Annotated in this window: 13 protein-coding genes; 5 read left to right on the forward strand and 8 right to left on the reverse strand. The window is 63.0% G+C overall.

Annotated elements, in window-relative coordinates:
• Positions 1-28: 28 nt before the first annotated feature.
• Positions 29-2,011: a methyl-accepting chemotaxis protein gene (locus WG899_RS14545; protein ID WP_339596366.1), complete on the reverse strand. Its 1,983-nt coding sequence runs from the start codon at positions 2,009-2,011 to the stop codon at positions 29-31.
• A gap of 382 nt (positions 2,012-2,393) precedes the next feature.
• On the opposite strand from WG899_RS14545, the gene WG899_RS14550 reads away from it, so the two are divergent.
• The 3 genes from WG899_RS14550 to WG899_RS14560 all read left to right on the forward strand — a co-directional run bounded on the left by WG899_RS14550 (position 2,394) and on the right by WG899_RS14560 (position 6,753).
• Positions 2,394-2,873, forward strand: coding sequence for a hemerythrin domain-containing protein (locus WG899_RS14550; RefSeq protein WP_339596367.1), 480 nt, complete (start codon positions 2,394-2,396; stop codon positions 2,871-2,873).
• A gap of 207 nt (positions 2,874-3,080) precedes the next feature.
• The gene (locus tag WG899_RS14555) at positions 3,081-4,274 is read left to right on the forward strand and encodes a DNA polymerase Y family protein (protein WP_339596461.1); all 1,194 of its coding nucleotides are present in this window, start codon (positions 3,081-3,083) and stop codon (positions 4,272-4,274) included.
• A 139-nt stretch (positions 4,275-4,413) separates the two neighbouring features.
• The gene (locus tag WG899_RS14560; RefSeq protein ID WP_339596368.1) at positions 4,414-6,753 is read left to right on the forward strand and encodes an ATP-binding protein; all 2,340 of its coding nucleotides are present in this window, start codon (positions 4,414-4,416) and stop codon (positions 6,751-6,753) included.
• 28 nt (positions 6,754-6,781) lie between these two features.
• Here WG899_RS14560 and WG899_RS14565 read toward each other — a convergent pair whose 3' ends face one another.
• Together WG899_RS14565 and WG899_RS14570 are read right to left on the reverse strand one after the other, a co-directional pair.
• Positions 6,782-7,222 (reverse strand): YbaN family protein, encoded by a 441-nt coding sequence (locus tag WG899_RS14565; RefSeq protein WP_339596369.1) that lies wholly within the window; start codon positions 7,220-7,222, stop codon positions 6,782-6,784.
• Positions 7,223-7,391: 169 nt separating this feature from the next.
• Positions 7,392-7,529, reverse strand: coding sequence for a hypothetical protein (locus WG899_RS14570; RefSeq protein WP_339596370.1), 138 nt, complete (start codon positions 7,527-7,529; stop codon positions 7,392-7,394).
• Positions 7,530-7,866: 337 nt separating this feature from the next.
• On the opposite strand from WG899_RS14570, the gene WG899_RS14575 reads away from it, so the two are divergent.
• Entirely contained in the window at positions 7,867-8,280 is a 414-nt protein-coding gene (locus tag WG899_RS14575) for a hypothetical protein (protein ID WP_339596371.1), read from the forward strand.
• Positions 8,281-8,312: 32 nt separating this feature from the next.
• On the opposite strand, the gene WG899_RS14580 is transcribed toward WG899_RS14575, so the two are convergent.
• Entirely contained in the window at positions 8,313-10,202 is a 1,890-nt protein-coding gene (locus tag WG899_RS14580) for an acyl CoA:acetate/3-ketoacid CoA transferase (RefSeq protein WP_339596462.1), read from the reverse strand.
• A 214-nt stretch (positions 10,203-10,416) separates the two neighbouring features.
• Positions 10,417-10,953 (reverse strand): 2-thiouracil desulfurase family protein, encoded by a 537-nt coding sequence (locus WG899_RS14585; protein ID WP_339596372.1) that lies wholly within the window; start codon positions 10,951-10,953, stop codon positions 10,417-10,419.
• 187 nt (positions 10,954-11,140) lie between these two features.
• Here WG899_RS14585 and WG899_RS14590 point away from each other — a divergent pair, with 187 nt between their 5' ends.
• A complete protein-coding gene (locus WG899_RS14590; protein ID WP_339596373.1) occupies positions 11,141-11,404 on the forward strand; it encodes a hypothetical protein in 264 nt (87 codons plus the stop codon).
• A gap of 110 nt (positions 11,405-11,514) precedes the next feature.
• Here the strand turns inward: WG899_RS14590 and WG899_RS14595 are convergent, their stop codons facing one another.
• From WG899_RS14595 to WG899_RS14605, 3 genes are all read right to left on the reverse strand, one after another.
• Entirely contained in the window at positions 11,515-11,889 is a 375-nt protein-coding gene (locus WG899_RS14595; RefSeq protein ID WP_339596374.1) for a hypothetical protein, read from the reverse strand.
• Positions 11,890-12,008: 119 nt separating this feature from the next.
• Entirely contained in the window at positions 12,009-12,578 is a 570-nt protein-coding gene (gene dcd, locus WG899_RS14600; protein ID WP_263539956.1) for a dCTP deaminase, read from the reverse strand.
• A gap of 86 nt (positions 12,579-12,664) precedes the next feature.
• Complete coding sequence (locus tag WG899_RS14605) at positions 12,665-15,733, reverse strand: efflux RND transporter permease subunit (protein ID WP_339596375.1); 3,069 nt, start codon at positions 15,731-15,733, stop codon at positions 12,665-12,667.
• Positions 15,734-15,735 lie beyond the last annotated feature (2 nt).

Here is a 15,735-nt window from a genome sequence, read left to right on the forward strand (position 1 = left end):
CAGCCGAGCCGGGCCGGGCCGGGCGAACTCAAACCGGCAATCTGAAGCGAGCCACGCCCTGCACCAGGGCGCCGGCTTGCTGCTGCAACTCCAGCGAAGCAGCCACGCTTTGCTCCACCAAGCCGACATTTTGCTGAGTCAAAAGGTCGAGTTGCTGCACCGAGGCGCCCACCTCGGCCACCCCCATGCGCTGCTCCTGCGCACCGCGAGCGATCTCTTCAAGCAATTGCTTCATCTGATAAGCGCTTTGTTCAATCTGGCTCATGGTGGCCCCGGCCACACGGACCTCGGCGCTGCCTGCGTCCACACAGTCCAGATTGGCGCGGATCAGCGAGCGGATGTCCTGTGAGGCCGATGCCGAGCGCTGCGCCAACGCCCGCACCTCAGCCGCCACCACCGCAAAACCGCGCCCTTGCTCACCGGCACGGGCGGCCTCCACCGCGGCATTCAGCGCCAGGATATTGGTGCGAAAAGCCAGGCTGTCGATCAGGCCGATCACGTCCTCCATACGCCCCGAGGTTTGCTCGATGCCGCTCATGCTGCCCATCACGCCATTGACTTGGTTGCTGCCGCTTTGAGCCACGGTGGCGTTGTCACGCGCCATGCCTTCGGCCTGCGCCGCATGCGCGGCCGTGTGTTGAACCGTGGCCGAGATCTGTTCCATCGCCGAGGCCGACTGCTGCAAGCGCTCGGCACTCTGCTCGGCCCGGTTGGACAGTTCGCGTGCGCCATGCGCCATCCGTTCGCTGGCCTTCAGAATGGTTTGCGAACCGTCCCGCACGCTGGAGACGATCAAGCACAGCGACTGCTGCATGTCCCGCAGCGTCAGCATCAGGCGCGCTGCCTCATCGCGGCCCCAGGGCTCGGGGCGCGTCGTCAAATCGCCGGCCGTCATCGCCAGCAGATGGCGACGCACCTCCTTCAGCCCACCATCGACGACCAGGAAAAACGAGTGAAACATGTAGAAGCCCAACAGCACGCAGCCCAGGGTCAGCGCCACCAGGCCGCGCAAGAGCAGGCTTAACTTGCCTTCACGCTCGGCCAGCACCTCGTCGAGCGCCTGCATACCGCTGTCGGCCAGGGCCATGCATTGCCGCAGCGCCTGTTTGCCCATCGCATAGGCCTCCGCCGGCTCGACCGCATTGGCCAACAGTTGCGAGGGGTCGCTGACGCTGGCGCGATAGGCCTGCACCTGGTCCAGCAGCCCCACATCCACACGCTGGGCCAAGGCCGGCCGCGCCTTGCTGGCGCGCTCCAGATGACCCCGCAAAGCCTGCATGCCGCTGATGACGCCGGCATCCCAGACTGCATAGCGACGGAACTCCTCCAGGCTCAGCCCTCCCCGGCCAACGCCGTAGCTGGACCAGCCCCACAGCTGGCCCAGATCCTCGGCCATCTTGGGCAGCGTCAGTACCAAGGCATTGATCAGATAAAAGCTATCAAGCTCGGGGTCCAGCACCAGGCGCGCGTTGTCGCCCACACCTTGCAGCAAACGCACCACCGCCTCGGACACCGGCCCGAACACGGTGCGTCCCTGCGCGTCAACGCCGCGCTCCCCCGCCGCGCTGGCCCGCCAGGCTGTTTGCAGTTGATTGATCTGCTCTTGCAGGCCCAGCTCGGCCACCACCGCCGCCTCCTCACCCTGCAAGCGCCGCAGCGCGCGGTCTACCTGTCCGCGGGCCTGCTGCAGATCGGCCGCTCCCGCCTCATAGCCACCGAGCATGGCTCGCGTCGCGTTGCGGGCTTCCAAGAGGCCCAGTAAAACCGGTTGCAAGTCGTGCATCAGCCGTACACCGGCGCGCTCCTTGCGCAGCACATCCAGCTGTGCCTGCTGATTTTGCAAAAAGCACAGACTCAGCAGCAGGATGGGCACACCAAAGGCCAGGCTGATGCAAATCGCCTTGGCCCGAAAGCTCAGATGCCGAAACAGGCGCACGCCGAGCGCCCAGATCCCGTGATGTCGAAAAAATTCCAGCCCACTCGGCTCCAGCGCCGTTCTTTGATGATCCATTGCTGCATTCCCACCATTGTTTTTTCGCCTGCGATGCCGGTGGCACGAGCCACGCCCAAGCATTGCGGCGCCGGCATGTTGTCAGCGTTCCCGCCCGGCCACGAAGGGAGATGGCCGGTAGGCCACAGCCTTCTTCATCAGGCCGCCACAAACATGATCCGTTCGACCTACGTTGCGCGCGATATGCGCACAGGCGTGCATCGCGAAGGGGAACGCATCGTCAGTCAATCCAAATGTCTGCGCCATCTCAGCTGCATATGCGGCAGGGTCTGAAGCACATGCCGTCTGCCGACGCCAAAGCTTGACTTGGCGCAAACCGAGCCCAAACCGAACTCAAGCCAGCAGGCAAAATCCAGCCTCACTGCGCTACCCTTCTGACCCCATGAGTACCCTGACCTGGAACGACGAGCTGACCCTGCATCAGCCGCAGATTGATCAAACCCACCAAGAGTTCATCGATCTGATGAACGAGCTGAGCCAGAACCTGCAAAGCTGCGACAGCGCCTTGCCGATCTACCAACGCCTGCTGCAACACACCGAGGCGCATTTCGCCATGGAAGAAGGCTTTATGGCGGCGACCGGTTTTGCCCCGGACAACTGCCACAGCAAGCAGCACGCGATGGTGCTGGACGTGATGCGCCAAGTGCTGGTGCATACCCATGCCGAGCAAGACCTGGAGCCGATGCGCAATCTGCTGCCCGAGCTGGCCAGCTGGCTGCCCAGCCATGTCGACATGATGGACGCGTCCTTGGTCTTTCACATGAAGCAGCTCGGCTTTGACCCCGAGACCGGCCTGATGACCAACCCGCCGCCCACGGCCGAGGCGCCCATCAGCTCCTGCGGCAGCAATAGCTGCGCCTAAGCTCCGCCGCCTAGCGCGGACTTTGATGCGGCACCATCGCCGCTGCTGGCTGCGCCCCTGCTGACAAGCACTGTCAGCAGGCAGGACCGACAATGCGGCATGGCCGCCCTGCCTTCCCACTCCACTGACGCCACCCTCACCGCAGCCGCCCCTGCCGCCACGGCGAGCGCTTCGGTGTTGCCCGAGCGCCTGATTGCGCATCTGGACATGGATGCGTTCTACGCCTCGGTGGAACTGCTGCGCTATCCGGATCTGAAGGGGCAGGCCGTCGTGATCGGCGGTCGGCGCAGCCATGAGCCGCAGACCTTGGCCGACGGCAGCCGCCGCTACGCCCGGCTGCGCGACTACACCGGTCGCGGCGTCATCACCACCTCCACCTATGCAGCGCGTGATCTCGGCGTCTTCTCCGGCATGGGGCTGATGAAGGCGGCCCTGCGGGCGCCCGACGCGATTCTGTTGCCCACCGATTTCGAGGCCTATCGCCATTACTCGCGCCTGTTCAAGGCGGCCGTGGCCGAGCTGGCGCCGGTGATCGAGGACCGGGGTATCGACGAGATCTACATCGATCTGAGCGATATCCCCGGCATCCGTGAACCGGTCGGGCATGACCCGCTGGGCGGCGTGCGCGCCGTTGCGCGCGAGATCAAAAACTCGGTGACGCGCGCCACCGGTCTGAGCTGTTCGATCGGCATCACGCCCAACAAGCTGCTGTCCAAGATTGCCTCAGACCTGGACAAGCCGGACGGCCTGACGCTGCTGCTGGCGCCTGAGGACATCCCCGCACGCATCTGGCCGCTGGGCGTGCGCAAAGTCAATGGCATCGGACCCAAGGCCGCCGCCAAGCTGTTGACGCTGGAAATTGAAAGCGTCGAGCAATTGGCCGGCGCCGACCCGCAGATGCTGATCGCCCAGTTTGGCAAGAGCTTTGGCGCCTGGCTGCACGAGGCCGCGCATGGCCGGGACAACCGGCCGGTGGTGACGCACAGCGAACCGGTCAGCATCAGCCGCGAAACCACCTTCGAGCGCGATCTACATGCGGTGCAGGACCGGGCCGAGCTCGGTGGCATCTTCACCCGCTTGTGTGAACAGCTGGCCGGCGACCTGGTGCGCAAGGGCTATCAGGGCCGCACGATCGGCCTGAAGCTGCGCTTCGAGGGTTTCCACACCGTCACGCGCGACCTGACTCTGGACTTGCCGACGCAGGACGCGCAAGCCATCCGCCGGGCCGCCGGCGCTTGCCTGAAACGGGTGGCGCTGGACAAACGAATCCGGTTGCTGGGCGTGCGCGTGGGCGGCCTGAGCCGCCCCGGCGAGGCCGAGCCGGCCGCCAAGCGGCGCAGCGCCCGCAAGCCCACAGACATAGCCGCGGCTGAACGACCGCAAAACCTGGCGCTGTTTTAAGCTCCTCCTTCGGGTTTGGCTCGCCAGTGCGACGCAACAAGCGCGCAACAGCCCCACGCTAGACCGGGCAGACAAAAGCGGCGCACGCCGCTATCCTTGCCCAGGTCATGCATCAGGCGCGACCCACAGAGAGGAACTCGTGAGCCCCTCAGATCAATATGTGCAAGATCCAAAAACTCCGTGGCTGAGCCGCTTGGCTCGCGTCGCGCAGCGCCACCCACGTCAAGCCCTGCGTCTGTATGAAACGCTGGAGTCGCAGGCCAGACAAGCGGGGCGCCTGGATCTGGCTTTTGACGCCCTGTACGCCCACTTCAATCTGCTGGAGCACCGCGGCCGCGGCGCGCAATTGCGGGGCGCACTGGGCCTGGCCCAACAACAGGCCACGCAAGCTGGCCTGCACGAACAATCAGCCCGCCTGCTGGAGGCGCTGGGCCGCATCGCCTACCAACTCGGCGACTACCTGGAGGCAGCCGAGAAATGGTCGCGGGCGGTCGATCTCTCGGTCTTGGCCGGCGACACCCGAGTTGGCGTCGCCGCCCGCATCGGCCTGGGCCAGATCCATTACGCCCTCGGCGCCTGGGACAACGGTCGACGCTTTCACCGCGACGCCGCCCTGCTGCTAGAGAATTTAGATGACAGCTATCTAGAGGCCAAACTGGCGATCAATCTGGGCGTCGGTAACTTCGAAAACGCGCAGATCGAAGAGGCCGAACAACAGTTTCAAAAAGGCATGGCCGCGGCCCAGCGTGGCGGCCACCGCGAATTCGTCGCCGAAGCCCATTGGCAGTTGGCCCGCGCCGCCAAGGAGCGCGGGCAAATGGACACCGCCTCCTTTGAGTGCCGGCTGGCCCTGGCCTTGGCGGCGCAACTGAACCATGCCTGGCTTGAAAGCGTGGCCAGCCAGACCTTGACCGAAATCGCCTGGGCCCAAGGTGACCAGGGTCAGGCCTTGCTGAGCGCCAAATTCAGCCTGGAGCAGGCGCAGCGGATTCAGTCACGCACGCAAGAAAGTCAGGCTCATCTGCAATTGGCCCACCTGCTTCAATCACAGGGCAATTTGAATGAGGCACTGCAACACCTCTGGCAACACCTGACCCTGCTGACCGAGACGCAGCAACTAGGCTTGCCCGAGCGGCTCTCCAAGCTGGCGCATTACGACCTGTCCCGCAAACCACCGGAGGTGATGCTGTTGGATCTGTCGAACCAGCAATGGCCGCTGAACAGCCGCGACGACTTGCTCGCGGCCACCTTGGAACTGGGCAACAAGGTGCGTGAGATCTTGTCGCTGGACGCGGTGCAATTCTGGTGGGCCGACGAGCAGCCGGACCGTTTTCAACTGCAGCACGGCATCGCCGGTGTTTCAGCGTCAAGCTTCGCCGCACTCACCGAAGCAAGCCCGAACGCGGCCGAACCCTGTGCCGAACTGAGCAGTGCGCATCAAGCCGGCTATCTGCGCCTGCTGACGCAGCAACGCGAACCCCTCGTGTTGGGCGATATGAGCTTGCACCCCTGCGCCGAGGAATTGCAGACCATAGCCGCCGGGAAGCCGGCGCTCTCGCGCATCGAAATTCCGTTGTTTGTCCAACAACAATTGCGCGCGGTGCTGTGGCTGGTGCAAACGCAACAGACCCGAGCCTGGTCCAAGCTCGATCAATTTCATGCCGCCTACCTGGCCAAGATTTACGAGCGGCTGCTGCTCGGTCTGGATCTGGCCCAGTCCCAGCAAACCCAGGCCTTGATGGAACAGGAGAAGGCCGATGCGCTGGGCCGCTTGGTGGCAGGCGTGGCCCACGAGGTCAACACGCCCATCGGCGTGGCGGTCACGGCGGCCTCCAGCCTGGCCGAGGTGGCACAGCGCCTGGCCCAGTTACTGCTGAGCGAAAAGGTCAGCCGCAATGAGTTACAGCAACTCTCCACTCGCCTGAGTGCGGGCGTCCCGCTGGTGGAGCGCAATTTGGAGCGCGCCGCCACGCTGATCGGCAACTTCAAAAAAGTGGCGGTCGATCAAGCCTCGGAGGCCGTCATCGAGTTCAGGCTGGCCGAATATGTGCACAGCGTGTTGTCGGTATTGAGCCCGGCCATCCGCAAGGCCGCCGTCAACATCAGCGTTGAGATCGACCCCGATATCGAACTGCGCATGGCCTCGGGCTTGCTGACTCAGGTGCTGTCGAACCTGATCATGAACTGCATCAGCCATGCTTTTGAAAACCGCCAGGGCGGGCTGATCACTATCACGGCCCGCTTGGAGGCTCGCCAAATCGTGCTCGATGTGGCGGACGACGGGGTTGGGGCCAGCGCGGCGGTGCGGGCGCGCATGTTCGAGCCCTTCTTCACCACCAAGCGCGGCAAGGGCGGCTCGGGTCTAGGCATGTATATCGTGCAGAACCTGATGCAGCGCCTGAACGGCAGCATCGAGTTGCCGGCGACCGAACGCGGCCTGTGCGTCAGGCTGCGCCTGCCGCTCGACAGCAAGGCTTAAACGGAAAAGCTCATTGATATCGGGTGGCTCAGGGCTTGCGTGTCGGCAAGCGCCACAGCCACCAAGCCACACATGCGCAGCATGCGGCCGGCAACCAGGCCAGATGCAGGGGCATCTTGAAGGCCGCGGTGATGGAGCCAAACGCCATCATCACGCTGGCCAATTGCTTGGCGCGCAGCGGGACGGCGCGTGTCGCTCGCCAGTCACGCACCATCGGGCCGAAGACCCGGTGCTCAAGCAACCAGCGCTCGCAGCGCGTGCTACCGCGAGAGAAACAAAACGCGGCCAACAAGACAAAGGGCGTGGTCGGCAGCAAGGGTACGAAGATGCCGATGATGCCCAGAAGCAAGCTGCTGATGCCGGCCAACAACCACAGCAAGCGCCACCACAGCGGATGGCGGATCGTCTGAAAGACCTGAGTGGTCTCGGTGGCTGGCGCGGCGGCGGAAGAAGAGTCGTTTGATGGCATCGCCGCCAGTGTAGTCAGATTGCGCCCCGAGTCGGGCTCGCCATCAGGCATCAGCGATGCGTGGCGTTGCTCCTGATGAGTCGTTCGTCCACGACACGGATGGCCGGCATAACGGTGGAACTTCAGCCGGCAAAACCGGCCGCAGTACTCAGGCGCGAGAGTGCACCGTTCAAAGCACTCGGGCCAGCCAGTCCATGATCAGTTGCACGCCCAGAATCCCCAGCAAGCCCGCCAACAAGACCACCGGGATACGAACCCACACCGGGTCAAACCAGGACTGTTCGGTTTTGTCGATTTCAACTGACATGGTCTTCACTCCAAGCTTTTGAATCCGCGACGAAAAAACGGCCACACCGCACACGGCGAGCGCCTCTTGCGAATGCAGCAATTTGTGCTGCAAAAGGTCAGGTCCAGATTAGTACTTGACGACCGTTTTGTCGGCCAAAAATCGCACACTCGGCGCGTTTTTTGACATGGCCTACCCGCCAGACGCCAGACACCAGGCGCAGCATGGCAAACCGGCGCAGGCCGGACTCTGCAACACCTATTGCCCATATTTCGTGGCCCGCTGTCACGCGGAGTTCATCTGCGCAGGGCCCAATAGCGCCAGCATATTCGCTTCATTCAGCCAAGCTGGTACCCCCGTGAACCCACAAGCAACGATTGACCAACGCAAGGATCAGCGGGTCGAGTTCTTTCTGATCCCGGTGCAAAGAGAACAGGTACCGGTCTGGGTGTTCAAACCCGAACAAGATCAACAGGGCCACGCCGGCGTGATTGCCAATGTCAGCAAGGGCGGTTTGCAAATCCTGTCGATTGCCGAAACCCCGCTGACGGCCAAGCACTACGAGCTGAAGCTCTTGCTCGATGAGCAGCAAGGCATCGAGCCCTTTACCGCGCAACTGCGGCGCGCTTGGTCAGAGTCCTTGACGGCCCTGCTCGACGTCAACGGTTTTGAATACCTGCACAGCGACAGCGCGGCGGCCGAGTTTTTGAATAACTTCGAGAGCTTCGCCAGACGCAAAATCTGGGTGCGCTGCGTGTTGATTCCCGCCTAGACCAAGCCCAGGGCCAGGGCGAGGGACTGGCTTCAAGGCAAGCCTTTGATTTCCAGCAAGGCCTGCTGCGCCGAGTCAAACAGATGCGGCGCCACACCCCGCGCTTGCAAGGCCGCACCCAACAAGCTGCGGCTGAATCCCGCATTGCCGTAACGGGTGACATTGACGTAGTAACGGTCACTCAGTTCGTGCACCATGGCCGCGTAGGCATCGGCCACCACCGGGTCGAGATGGAAGTGATCGTAGTTGACGACGCACCAAACGCGCTCACCAAGCGGCTTCAGCTGCCGCTCCACCTCGCCGCGTATGGCCTCCACATCGTCGAGCGTGCGCACCGCCATGCGTTCAAAGTTGAGGAAGAACTGCCGCGTTGGCGCGTCGTACGTCATCCGCTCGGGCAGCGGCAACATCAGCAAGCGGGCCCGCAAGCCCATGCTCCCCTCCTCAAAAATCGTTGCCAGCATCGGCAGCGGTGGCGCGGGTATCAGCGGCGTGAACCCCATCAAGTCCAGCACATCGCCTTGCAAGTCAAGGCCCGGCGCTAATTCCTTCAGCACCAGGCCCTGCGGGCTCAGCTCCAGCACGCAACGCTCGGTCACATAAAGCACCTGCTGGCCGCGCCGGCACGCCTCGCGACCGGAGAACGTACGCTGCTCCACATGGGGCAGGAATTTCGGCCGGCCCTCGCTCAGAAAGCTGCCGACGAAGATCAGCTTCTTGGCGTTCTGGCTGATATTGATGAAGCCGCCGGCACCGGCCAGACGCTCACCGAAACGGCTGACATTGACATTGCCCTCGGCATCAGCCTGCGCCAAACCAAGCACCGCCAGGTCGAGGCCGCCGCCGTCGTAGAAGTCAAACTGATAGGGCTGATCAATGACGGCCTGGGTGTTGACGGCCGCACCAAAGTTCAGGCCGCCGGCCGGTATGCCGCCAATCACCCCGGGCTCGGCCGTCAGGGTAATCAGATCGATGATGTGTTCCTCAGCCGCCACCGCCGCCACGCCTTCCGGCATGCCGATGCCCAGGTTCACCACATCGTTGCTGCGCAACTCGAGCGCGGCGCGGCGGGCGATCTGCTTGCGCGCGCTCATGGCCATCGGCGCCACCGCGCTCAGGGGCACGCGCAGCTCGCCCGAGAAGGCCGGGCTGTAGGGCTCGATGAAGGTCTGCATGTGGTACTCGGGCTTCTCGGCCAGCACCACCGCGTCCACCAAGATGCCCGGAATCTTGACCTGCCGAGGATTCAAGCTCCCCCGCTCGGCTAGGCGCTCGACCTGCACGATCACAATGCCGCCGCTATTGCGCGCCGCCATCGCAATCGCCAGTGAATCCAGTGTCAGCGCCTCGCGCTCCATCGTGATATTGCCATCGGCATCCGCCGTGGTGCCCCGCAACAAGGCCACATCAATGGGAAAAGTCTTGTAGAAGAGAAAGTCTTCGCCGTCGATGGGCATCAGACGCACCAGCGCCTCGGTACTGCGCGCATTGACCGCCCCACCGCCGTGGCGCGGGTCGACAAAGGTGTCCAGGCCGACGCGGCTCAAATGGCCGGGCTTGCCGGCGGCAATGTCTCGGTAGAGTTGACTGATGACGCCCTGCGGCAAATTCCAGGCTTCAATTTCGCCCGCCAAGGCCAGCTTCTGCAGCGCCGGCACCAAGCCCCAATGGCCCCCGACCACCCGCCGAAGCAACCCCGGATGCCCCAGATGATTAAGGCCGCGTGACTGACCATCCCCCTGGCCGGCCGCATACACCAGACTCAGTTCGCGCGGCGTACCGGTGTGCAGGAACTGGGCCCCCAGCGCGACGGCCAGGTTTTCGGCAAAGCCGATGCCAACAAAACCCGAAGTTGCCACGCAATCGCGGTCATGGATCAGCGCCACCGCTTCGGCGGCACTGACCACCTTGCCATGTTCCATGGCCTGCAGTGCATGCAAATGCGCCTGGCGCTGCGCCGGGTCGTGGCGCGGGCTGGGCCCATGGGGTTCGGCTGGCAATTCCTGCTTCGGCGTCATTGCGCGACTCCTGGCTTCGAAGTGCGCAGTGTCGCGCCTTTGGGGCCGGTTCGGAGCATGCCCTGCATCACCGATCGCCGTTTACCCTGGGCGTTATGACGCAAATCAAATTGCGGCACTAGGGTCCAGGCTGTGGGCGGCGATCCTGAACTTCAAGCCGTTCCAAGCAAGCCTGCGCCAACTCCCATTCGGTTTCGGCAAATACCTCCAAGCCGGCTTGACGCAACAAAGCCGCCGTCACACCGGCACCAGCGATGCGCACCGACTCGAATGAACCGTCATAGATACGGCTGCTGCCACAGGACGGGCTGCCGTCCTTCAACACCGCCATGCGTATGCTGCGCGCTTGCGCCAGAGCGAGGCCTTGACGTGCGCCTTGCACAAAGGCGGCGCTGACATCATCACCTCCCAACGTCATGACACGTCGCTCGCCAAGCAAGACCGCCGCGCCCCCGCCTGCGCCTCCGAGCAAGGCAGCCTCGATTTCTGCCGCCGGCCGCGGCGTCGGCAAGCCTCCACTGACTTCGGGACAAAAAGGCTGCACCCTGCCCTCGGCCAGCCAGCGCTGCAAGACCGGATGCCGGCTGGCATTGTCCAAGCCGTCATAACGAACCGCATGTCCCAGTAAACAAGCGCTGATCAAGATTTCTTGCATTCCTGGTCCAAGGTCAATCTACGTGACTCAAGCTGGCAGTTGAAACGTCCGCTCGCCAATCCCATTCGCAAAAAAAAGATGGGCACAGGAGCCGAAACAGCTGGTGTTTTCCCTGCTCATCGCCGATAAATAAACTGACACGAACCTTACAAACGCTTGGCAAGCGCGGCCAGCATAGGAGTGCATCATGACCTTGATTCAGCTCACTTCCGTCAAGCGTTGGCTGTTCCTGCATGGGCGCCGCCATCCGATGGAATTGCATGCTTGGGATCTGGTGCTGACCGCTTGGGTCTTGGGCTGGGTGGCCCTGCCTGCCCTCTTGTTGATCGACGCCTGGCCACTGCTGCCGCTGTGCCCAGCGGGTTTCATGCTACCCGGCTTTTACACGTCCTGGCGTGGCCGTTTGCACCGCAGGGGCCGCCTGCGCTGCGACTGGCTGACGGCGCTATAGGCCACGGCGACCTGCGGGCCAATGGCCCTGCTTCAAAAAGGCGAGTCCCAAAAGCGACAAAGCCCTCGCTGAGCGAGGGCCGGAGGCATGAGGGCCGTGTTCCGTATCGGTCAGTGAGCCAAGCCGATCCACTCGCCCGCTTGCTGATAGCTGTTGAACAGCTTTAAAGACAGGTCGCGCAACAGCGGATTGGCACTGGCATGGCCTTGCGCCAGACGCTCGCAAGCATAGAGTCGGTCATACATCATGCGGGTCGGCTGCAAGACCTGACCCTCTTGTTGCATCAGTTGCTGAAACCGTTGCAATTCGAGTGGGTCAACCGGCCCCACCAGCGGCGAGCCGAATTCGACTGCGGCTTGGGGCCGCAGTGCCGGGTCCAAAGCCACGCCACCCAAGAGATAGTCGGGCCCATTGTGATCACGCAGATCAAAGAAGATCGGCGCACTCAGTTGGGGATTCGGGAGCAGATGGAAGACCTTGTTCATGACGACCTCGGCAAGGACTGGAGATGGCGTCATCTTGCCGGCCGAGGCCAAAACTTAAATCGGAAAAAGCAGGCCTTTCACCCGCTGATTCAATTCAAGTTTTCCGTGTCCCCCAAGGATCAGGTCTTCGGCAGGGTCACGCCGCGCTGGCCTTGGTACTTGCCGCCGCGGTCTTTGTAGCTGGTTTCACAGACCTCGTCGCTTTCAAAGAACAGCACTTGGGCGCAGCCCTCGCCGGCGTAGATCTTGGCCGGCAGCGGTGTGGTGTTGCTGAACTCCAGCGTCACATAGCCTTCCCACTCGGGCTCAAAGGGCGTGACGTTGACGATGATGCCGCAGCGCGCATAGGTGCTCTTGCCCAGGCACACCGTCAGCACATTGCGCGGGATGCGGAAGTACTCAACCGTGCGCGCCAAGCAGAAGCTGTTCGGCGGGATGATGCAGAAGTCGCCCTCCATGTCGACAAAGCTCTTGTCGTCGAAATTTTTCGGGTCGACGATGGAGCTGTAGACATTGGTGAAGACCTTGAACTCGGGCGCGCAGCGGATGTCATAGCCATAGCTGGAGGTGCCGTAGCTGACGATCTTCTCGCCGGCCGCATTGGCCCGAATCTGGCCGGGTTCGAAGGGCTCGATCATGCCGTGCTGCTCGGCCATGCGGCGGATCCACTTATCGCTTTTGATGCTCATCTGATGTTCCCAGGGTTTGCGCTGCATTTTAGGCCCAGGCCCAGCACGCTTTGCTTGCGCGCTAGGCCTGTGCACCAGGCTGCACGCTAGGCCTGCGCTTCAGGCAAGGCCGGCGTGGTGATCTCGCCCGGAATGCCCTTGCGGGCAAACAAGGTGTACATGGTCGGCACCACAAAAATGGTCAGCAGCGTGCCCAAGCTCATGCCGCCGACGATGACCCAGCCGATCTGCTGACGGCTCTCGGCGCCTGCGCCGGTGGCCAGGGCCAGCGGCAAGGCACCCAGCACCATCGCGCCGGTGGTCATCAAGATGGGACGCAGACGCAAGGAGGCCGCCTCGATCACCGCTTCGCGAACCTCGCGGCCTTGCTGGCGCAGTTGATTGCTGAACTCCACAATCAAGATGCCATGCTTGGTGATCAAGCCCACCAGGGTGATCAGTCCAATCTGCGAATAGACATTGAGCGTGCCGCCCGACCACTGCAAGGCTGCCAGCGCGCCCACCATGGACAAAGGCACCGAGAGCATGATCACAAAGGGATCAATGAAACTCTCGAACTGCGCCGACAGGACCAGGAAGATGAACAGCAGCGCCAGCACAAACACCAGGCCCAAGGCGCCGCTGCTGGATTTGTACTCCCGCGACACGCCGTTCAATTCGGTGGCATAACCCACCGGCAGCACCTTGGCCGCGGCCTTGTCCATGAAGGTTAAGGCCTCGCCGAGCGCATAGCCGGGCGCCAGATTGGCGGTGAAAGCAACCGAGCGGCGCTGATTGAAGTGATTCAACTCACGCGGGCTGACCGCCTCTTCCACCTTGACCAGGCTGGACAGCGGCACCATGGTGTCGCCACGGCCGCGCACAAACAGTTTTTCGATCTGTTCCGGCGTGCTGCGATTGGCCGCTTCGGTCTGCACCAGCACGTCGTATTGGTCGGCACCGCGCTTGTAACGGGTGACTGCACGACTGCCCAGCATCGTCTCTACCGTGCGCGCGATCTGGTCCACCGGCACACCCAGATCGGATGCTCGCTCGCGATCCACGGCCATGAACAACTCCGGCTTGTTCAAACGCAAATCATTGTCCGGCTGCACCAGTCCTGGGTTCTTGCCCATCTCGGCCATCATGGCCTGGGTTACCTTGGCCAGATTGGCATAGCTGTCACTCGTGACCACGACGAAATTGACCGGCCGGGCGGTAAAGCCCTGGCCCAGGCTGGCCGGCGTGGTCGGAAAGGCCTGCACCCCCGGCAGCATGCTCACCTGGGGCAGCATCTTGCGGGCAATTTCTTGGGTTGAGCGAGTGCGATCCGACCAATCCACGGTGCGCAAGATCGCCAGGCCCGAAGACACGCCGCCACCGCCCGAGAACAGGAAGGCACGGTCAAACTCAGGGTACTGCGCCGCGATGCGGTCCACCGCATCCAAGTAACGCGCAGTAAAGGCCAAGGTGGAACCATCCGGCGCGCTGATCGGCATCACGATGACGCCGCGATCTTCCATCGGCGCCAATTCCGACTTGGTGGTGCTGAACAGCCACCAACTCGCGCCGCCCGAGGCCAGCATCACCAGCACCACCAGCCAGCGCGCCCGCAAGGCAAAGCGCAGCGCGGCGGCATAGCGTTCGCTGATCCACACCAGCACCCGCTCCATACCTCGATCAAAACGACTGGGCTTGGGGTTGTGGCGCAGCAGTTTGCTGCACATCATGGGCGTTAGCGTCAGCGCCACAAAGCCCGACACGATCACCGCCCCGGCCAGCGTCAAGGCAAATTCCACAAACAGCCGTCCGGTGCGGCCTGGCGTAAAGGCCAGCGGCGCAAACACCGCCGCCAGCGTCATCGTCATCGCCAGCACCGCAAAGGCGATTTCCTTGGCGCCCTTCAGCGCCGCCTGAAACGGTTCCAGCCCTTCCTCAATATGGCGGAAGATGTTCTCCAGCACCACGATGGCATCGTCCACCACCAAGCCAATTGCCAACACCAGGGCCAACAGCGTCAGCGTGTTGACGGTGAAACCGGCGGCGGCCATCAAGGCAAAAGAGCCAATCAAGCTGATCGGAATCGTCACCAACGGAATGATGGACGCACGCAGCGTGCGCAGGAACACAAACACCACCAGCGCCACCAAGACTACGGCCTCGGCAATGGTGTGATAGACCGATTTGATTGAGCGATCGATGAACACCGAGTTGTCGTTGGCGGGCAAGACCTTGATGCTGTCGGGCAGGTCGGCCTGCAGCTTGGGCATCATCTCGCGCACCGCTTCCGAGACTTCGAGCGGGTTGGCCGTCGCTTGACGCACCACGCCCAAAGACACCGATAACACGCCGTTCAGACGCACCCGCGAACGCTCGCTGGACGCGGCTTCTTCAATGCGAGCCACATCTTTCAAGCGCACCGCGAAGCCGCCGGTTTGCTTGATCATCACTTCGGAGAACTCGGCCACCGTGTTCAGGTCGGTGCGCGCCGTCACACTGAACTCACGCTGCTGGCTCTCGATGCGGCCGGCCGGCACTTCCAGGTTCTGCTTGCGCAAGGCGTCTTCCACGTCCTGCACCGTCAGCTTGTAAGCGGCCATGCGATCGGCATCCAGCCAGACACGCATCGCGTACTTTCGGTCACCGCCGGTTTGCACATCGGCCACACCGGGAATGGTCTGCAGGCGCGGTTTGACCACGCGGTTGACCAAGTCGGTGATCTCCAGCGGGCTCAAGGTCTCGCTGGAAAAAGCGATCCAGATGGTGGGCTGGGCGTCGGCCTCCACCTTGGCCACCACCGGCTCATCGGCCGCATCGGGCAGGCGGCCGCGCACGCGGGCGACGCGGTCGCGCACATCGGCGGCGGCGTCGTCGGGATTTTTCTCCAGCTTGAAGCGGGCGGTGATCTGGCTGGACTCTGTGCGCGAACTGGAGGTCAAGACCTCGACGCCATCGATGCCAGCGATCGAATCTTCCAGCGGCTTGGTGATCTGACCTTCGATCACCTCGCTGGACGCGCCGACCAAGCGGGTGCTGACCGTCACCACCGGCTCGTCGATGCGCGGGTATTCGCGCAAGGCCAAGCGGCCAAAAGCCACGATGCCCACCAACACCAGCAGCAGCGACATCACCGTCGCAAAGACAGGCCGGCGGATGGAGGTTTCAGAAATCTTCATCG

It is taken from the genome of Paucibacter hankyongi (assembly GCF_037482915.1).
Taxonomy (GTDB): Bacteria; Pseudomonadota; Gammaproteobacteria; order Burkholderiales; family Burkholderiaceae_C; genus Paucibacter_A; species Paucibacter_A hankyongi.

Excerpts from the sequence above, each read along its gene's own strand:
- dcd (WP_263539956.1), bottom strand. The coding sequence starts at position 12,578 with ATGAGCATCAAAAGCGATAAGTGGATCCGCCGCATGGCCGAGCAGCAC.
- WG899_RS14595 (WP_339596374.1), bottom strand. The coding sequence starts at position 11,889 with ATGAACAAGGTCTTCCATCTGCTCCCGAATCCCCAACTGAGTGCGCCG.
- WG899_RS14555 (WP_339596461.1), top strand. The coding sequence starts at position 3,081 with ATGGATGCGTTCTACGCCTCGGTGGAACTGCTGCGCTATCCGGATCTG.
- WG899_RS14585 (WP_339596372.1), bottom strand. The coding sequence starts at position 10,953 with ATGCAAGAAATCTTGATCAGCGCTTGTTTACTGGGACATGCGGTTCGT.
- WG899_RS14605 (WP_339596375.1), bottom strand. The coding sequence starts at position 15,733 with ATGAAGATTTCTGAAACCTCCATCCGCCGGCCTGTCTTTGCGACGGTG.
- WG899_RS14550 (WP_339596367.1), top strand. The coding sequence starts at position 2,394 with ATGAGTACCCTGACCTGGAACGACGAGCTGACCCTGCATCAGCCGCAG.
- WG899_RS14590 (WP_339596373.1), top strand. The coding sequence starts at position 11,141 with ATGACCTTGATTCAGCTCACTTCCGTCAAGCGTTGGCTGTTCCTGCAT.
- WG899_RS14545 (WP_339596366.1), bottom strand. The coding sequence starts at position 2,011 with ATGGATCATCAAAGAACGGCGCTGGAGCCGAGTGGGCTGGAATTTTTT.
- WG899_RS14570 (WP_339596370.1), bottom strand. The coding sequence starts at position 7,529 with ATGTCAGTTGAAATCGACAAAACCGAACAGTCCTGGTTTGACCCGGTG.
- WG899_RS14565 (WP_339596369.1), bottom strand. The coding sequence starts at position 7,222 with ATGCCATCAAACGACTCTTCTTCCGCCGCCGCGCCAGCCACCGAGACC.
- WG899_RS14580 (WP_339596462.1), bottom strand. The coding sequence starts at position 10,202 with ATGGAACATGGCAAGGTGGTCAGTGCCGCCGAAGCGGTGGCGCTGATC.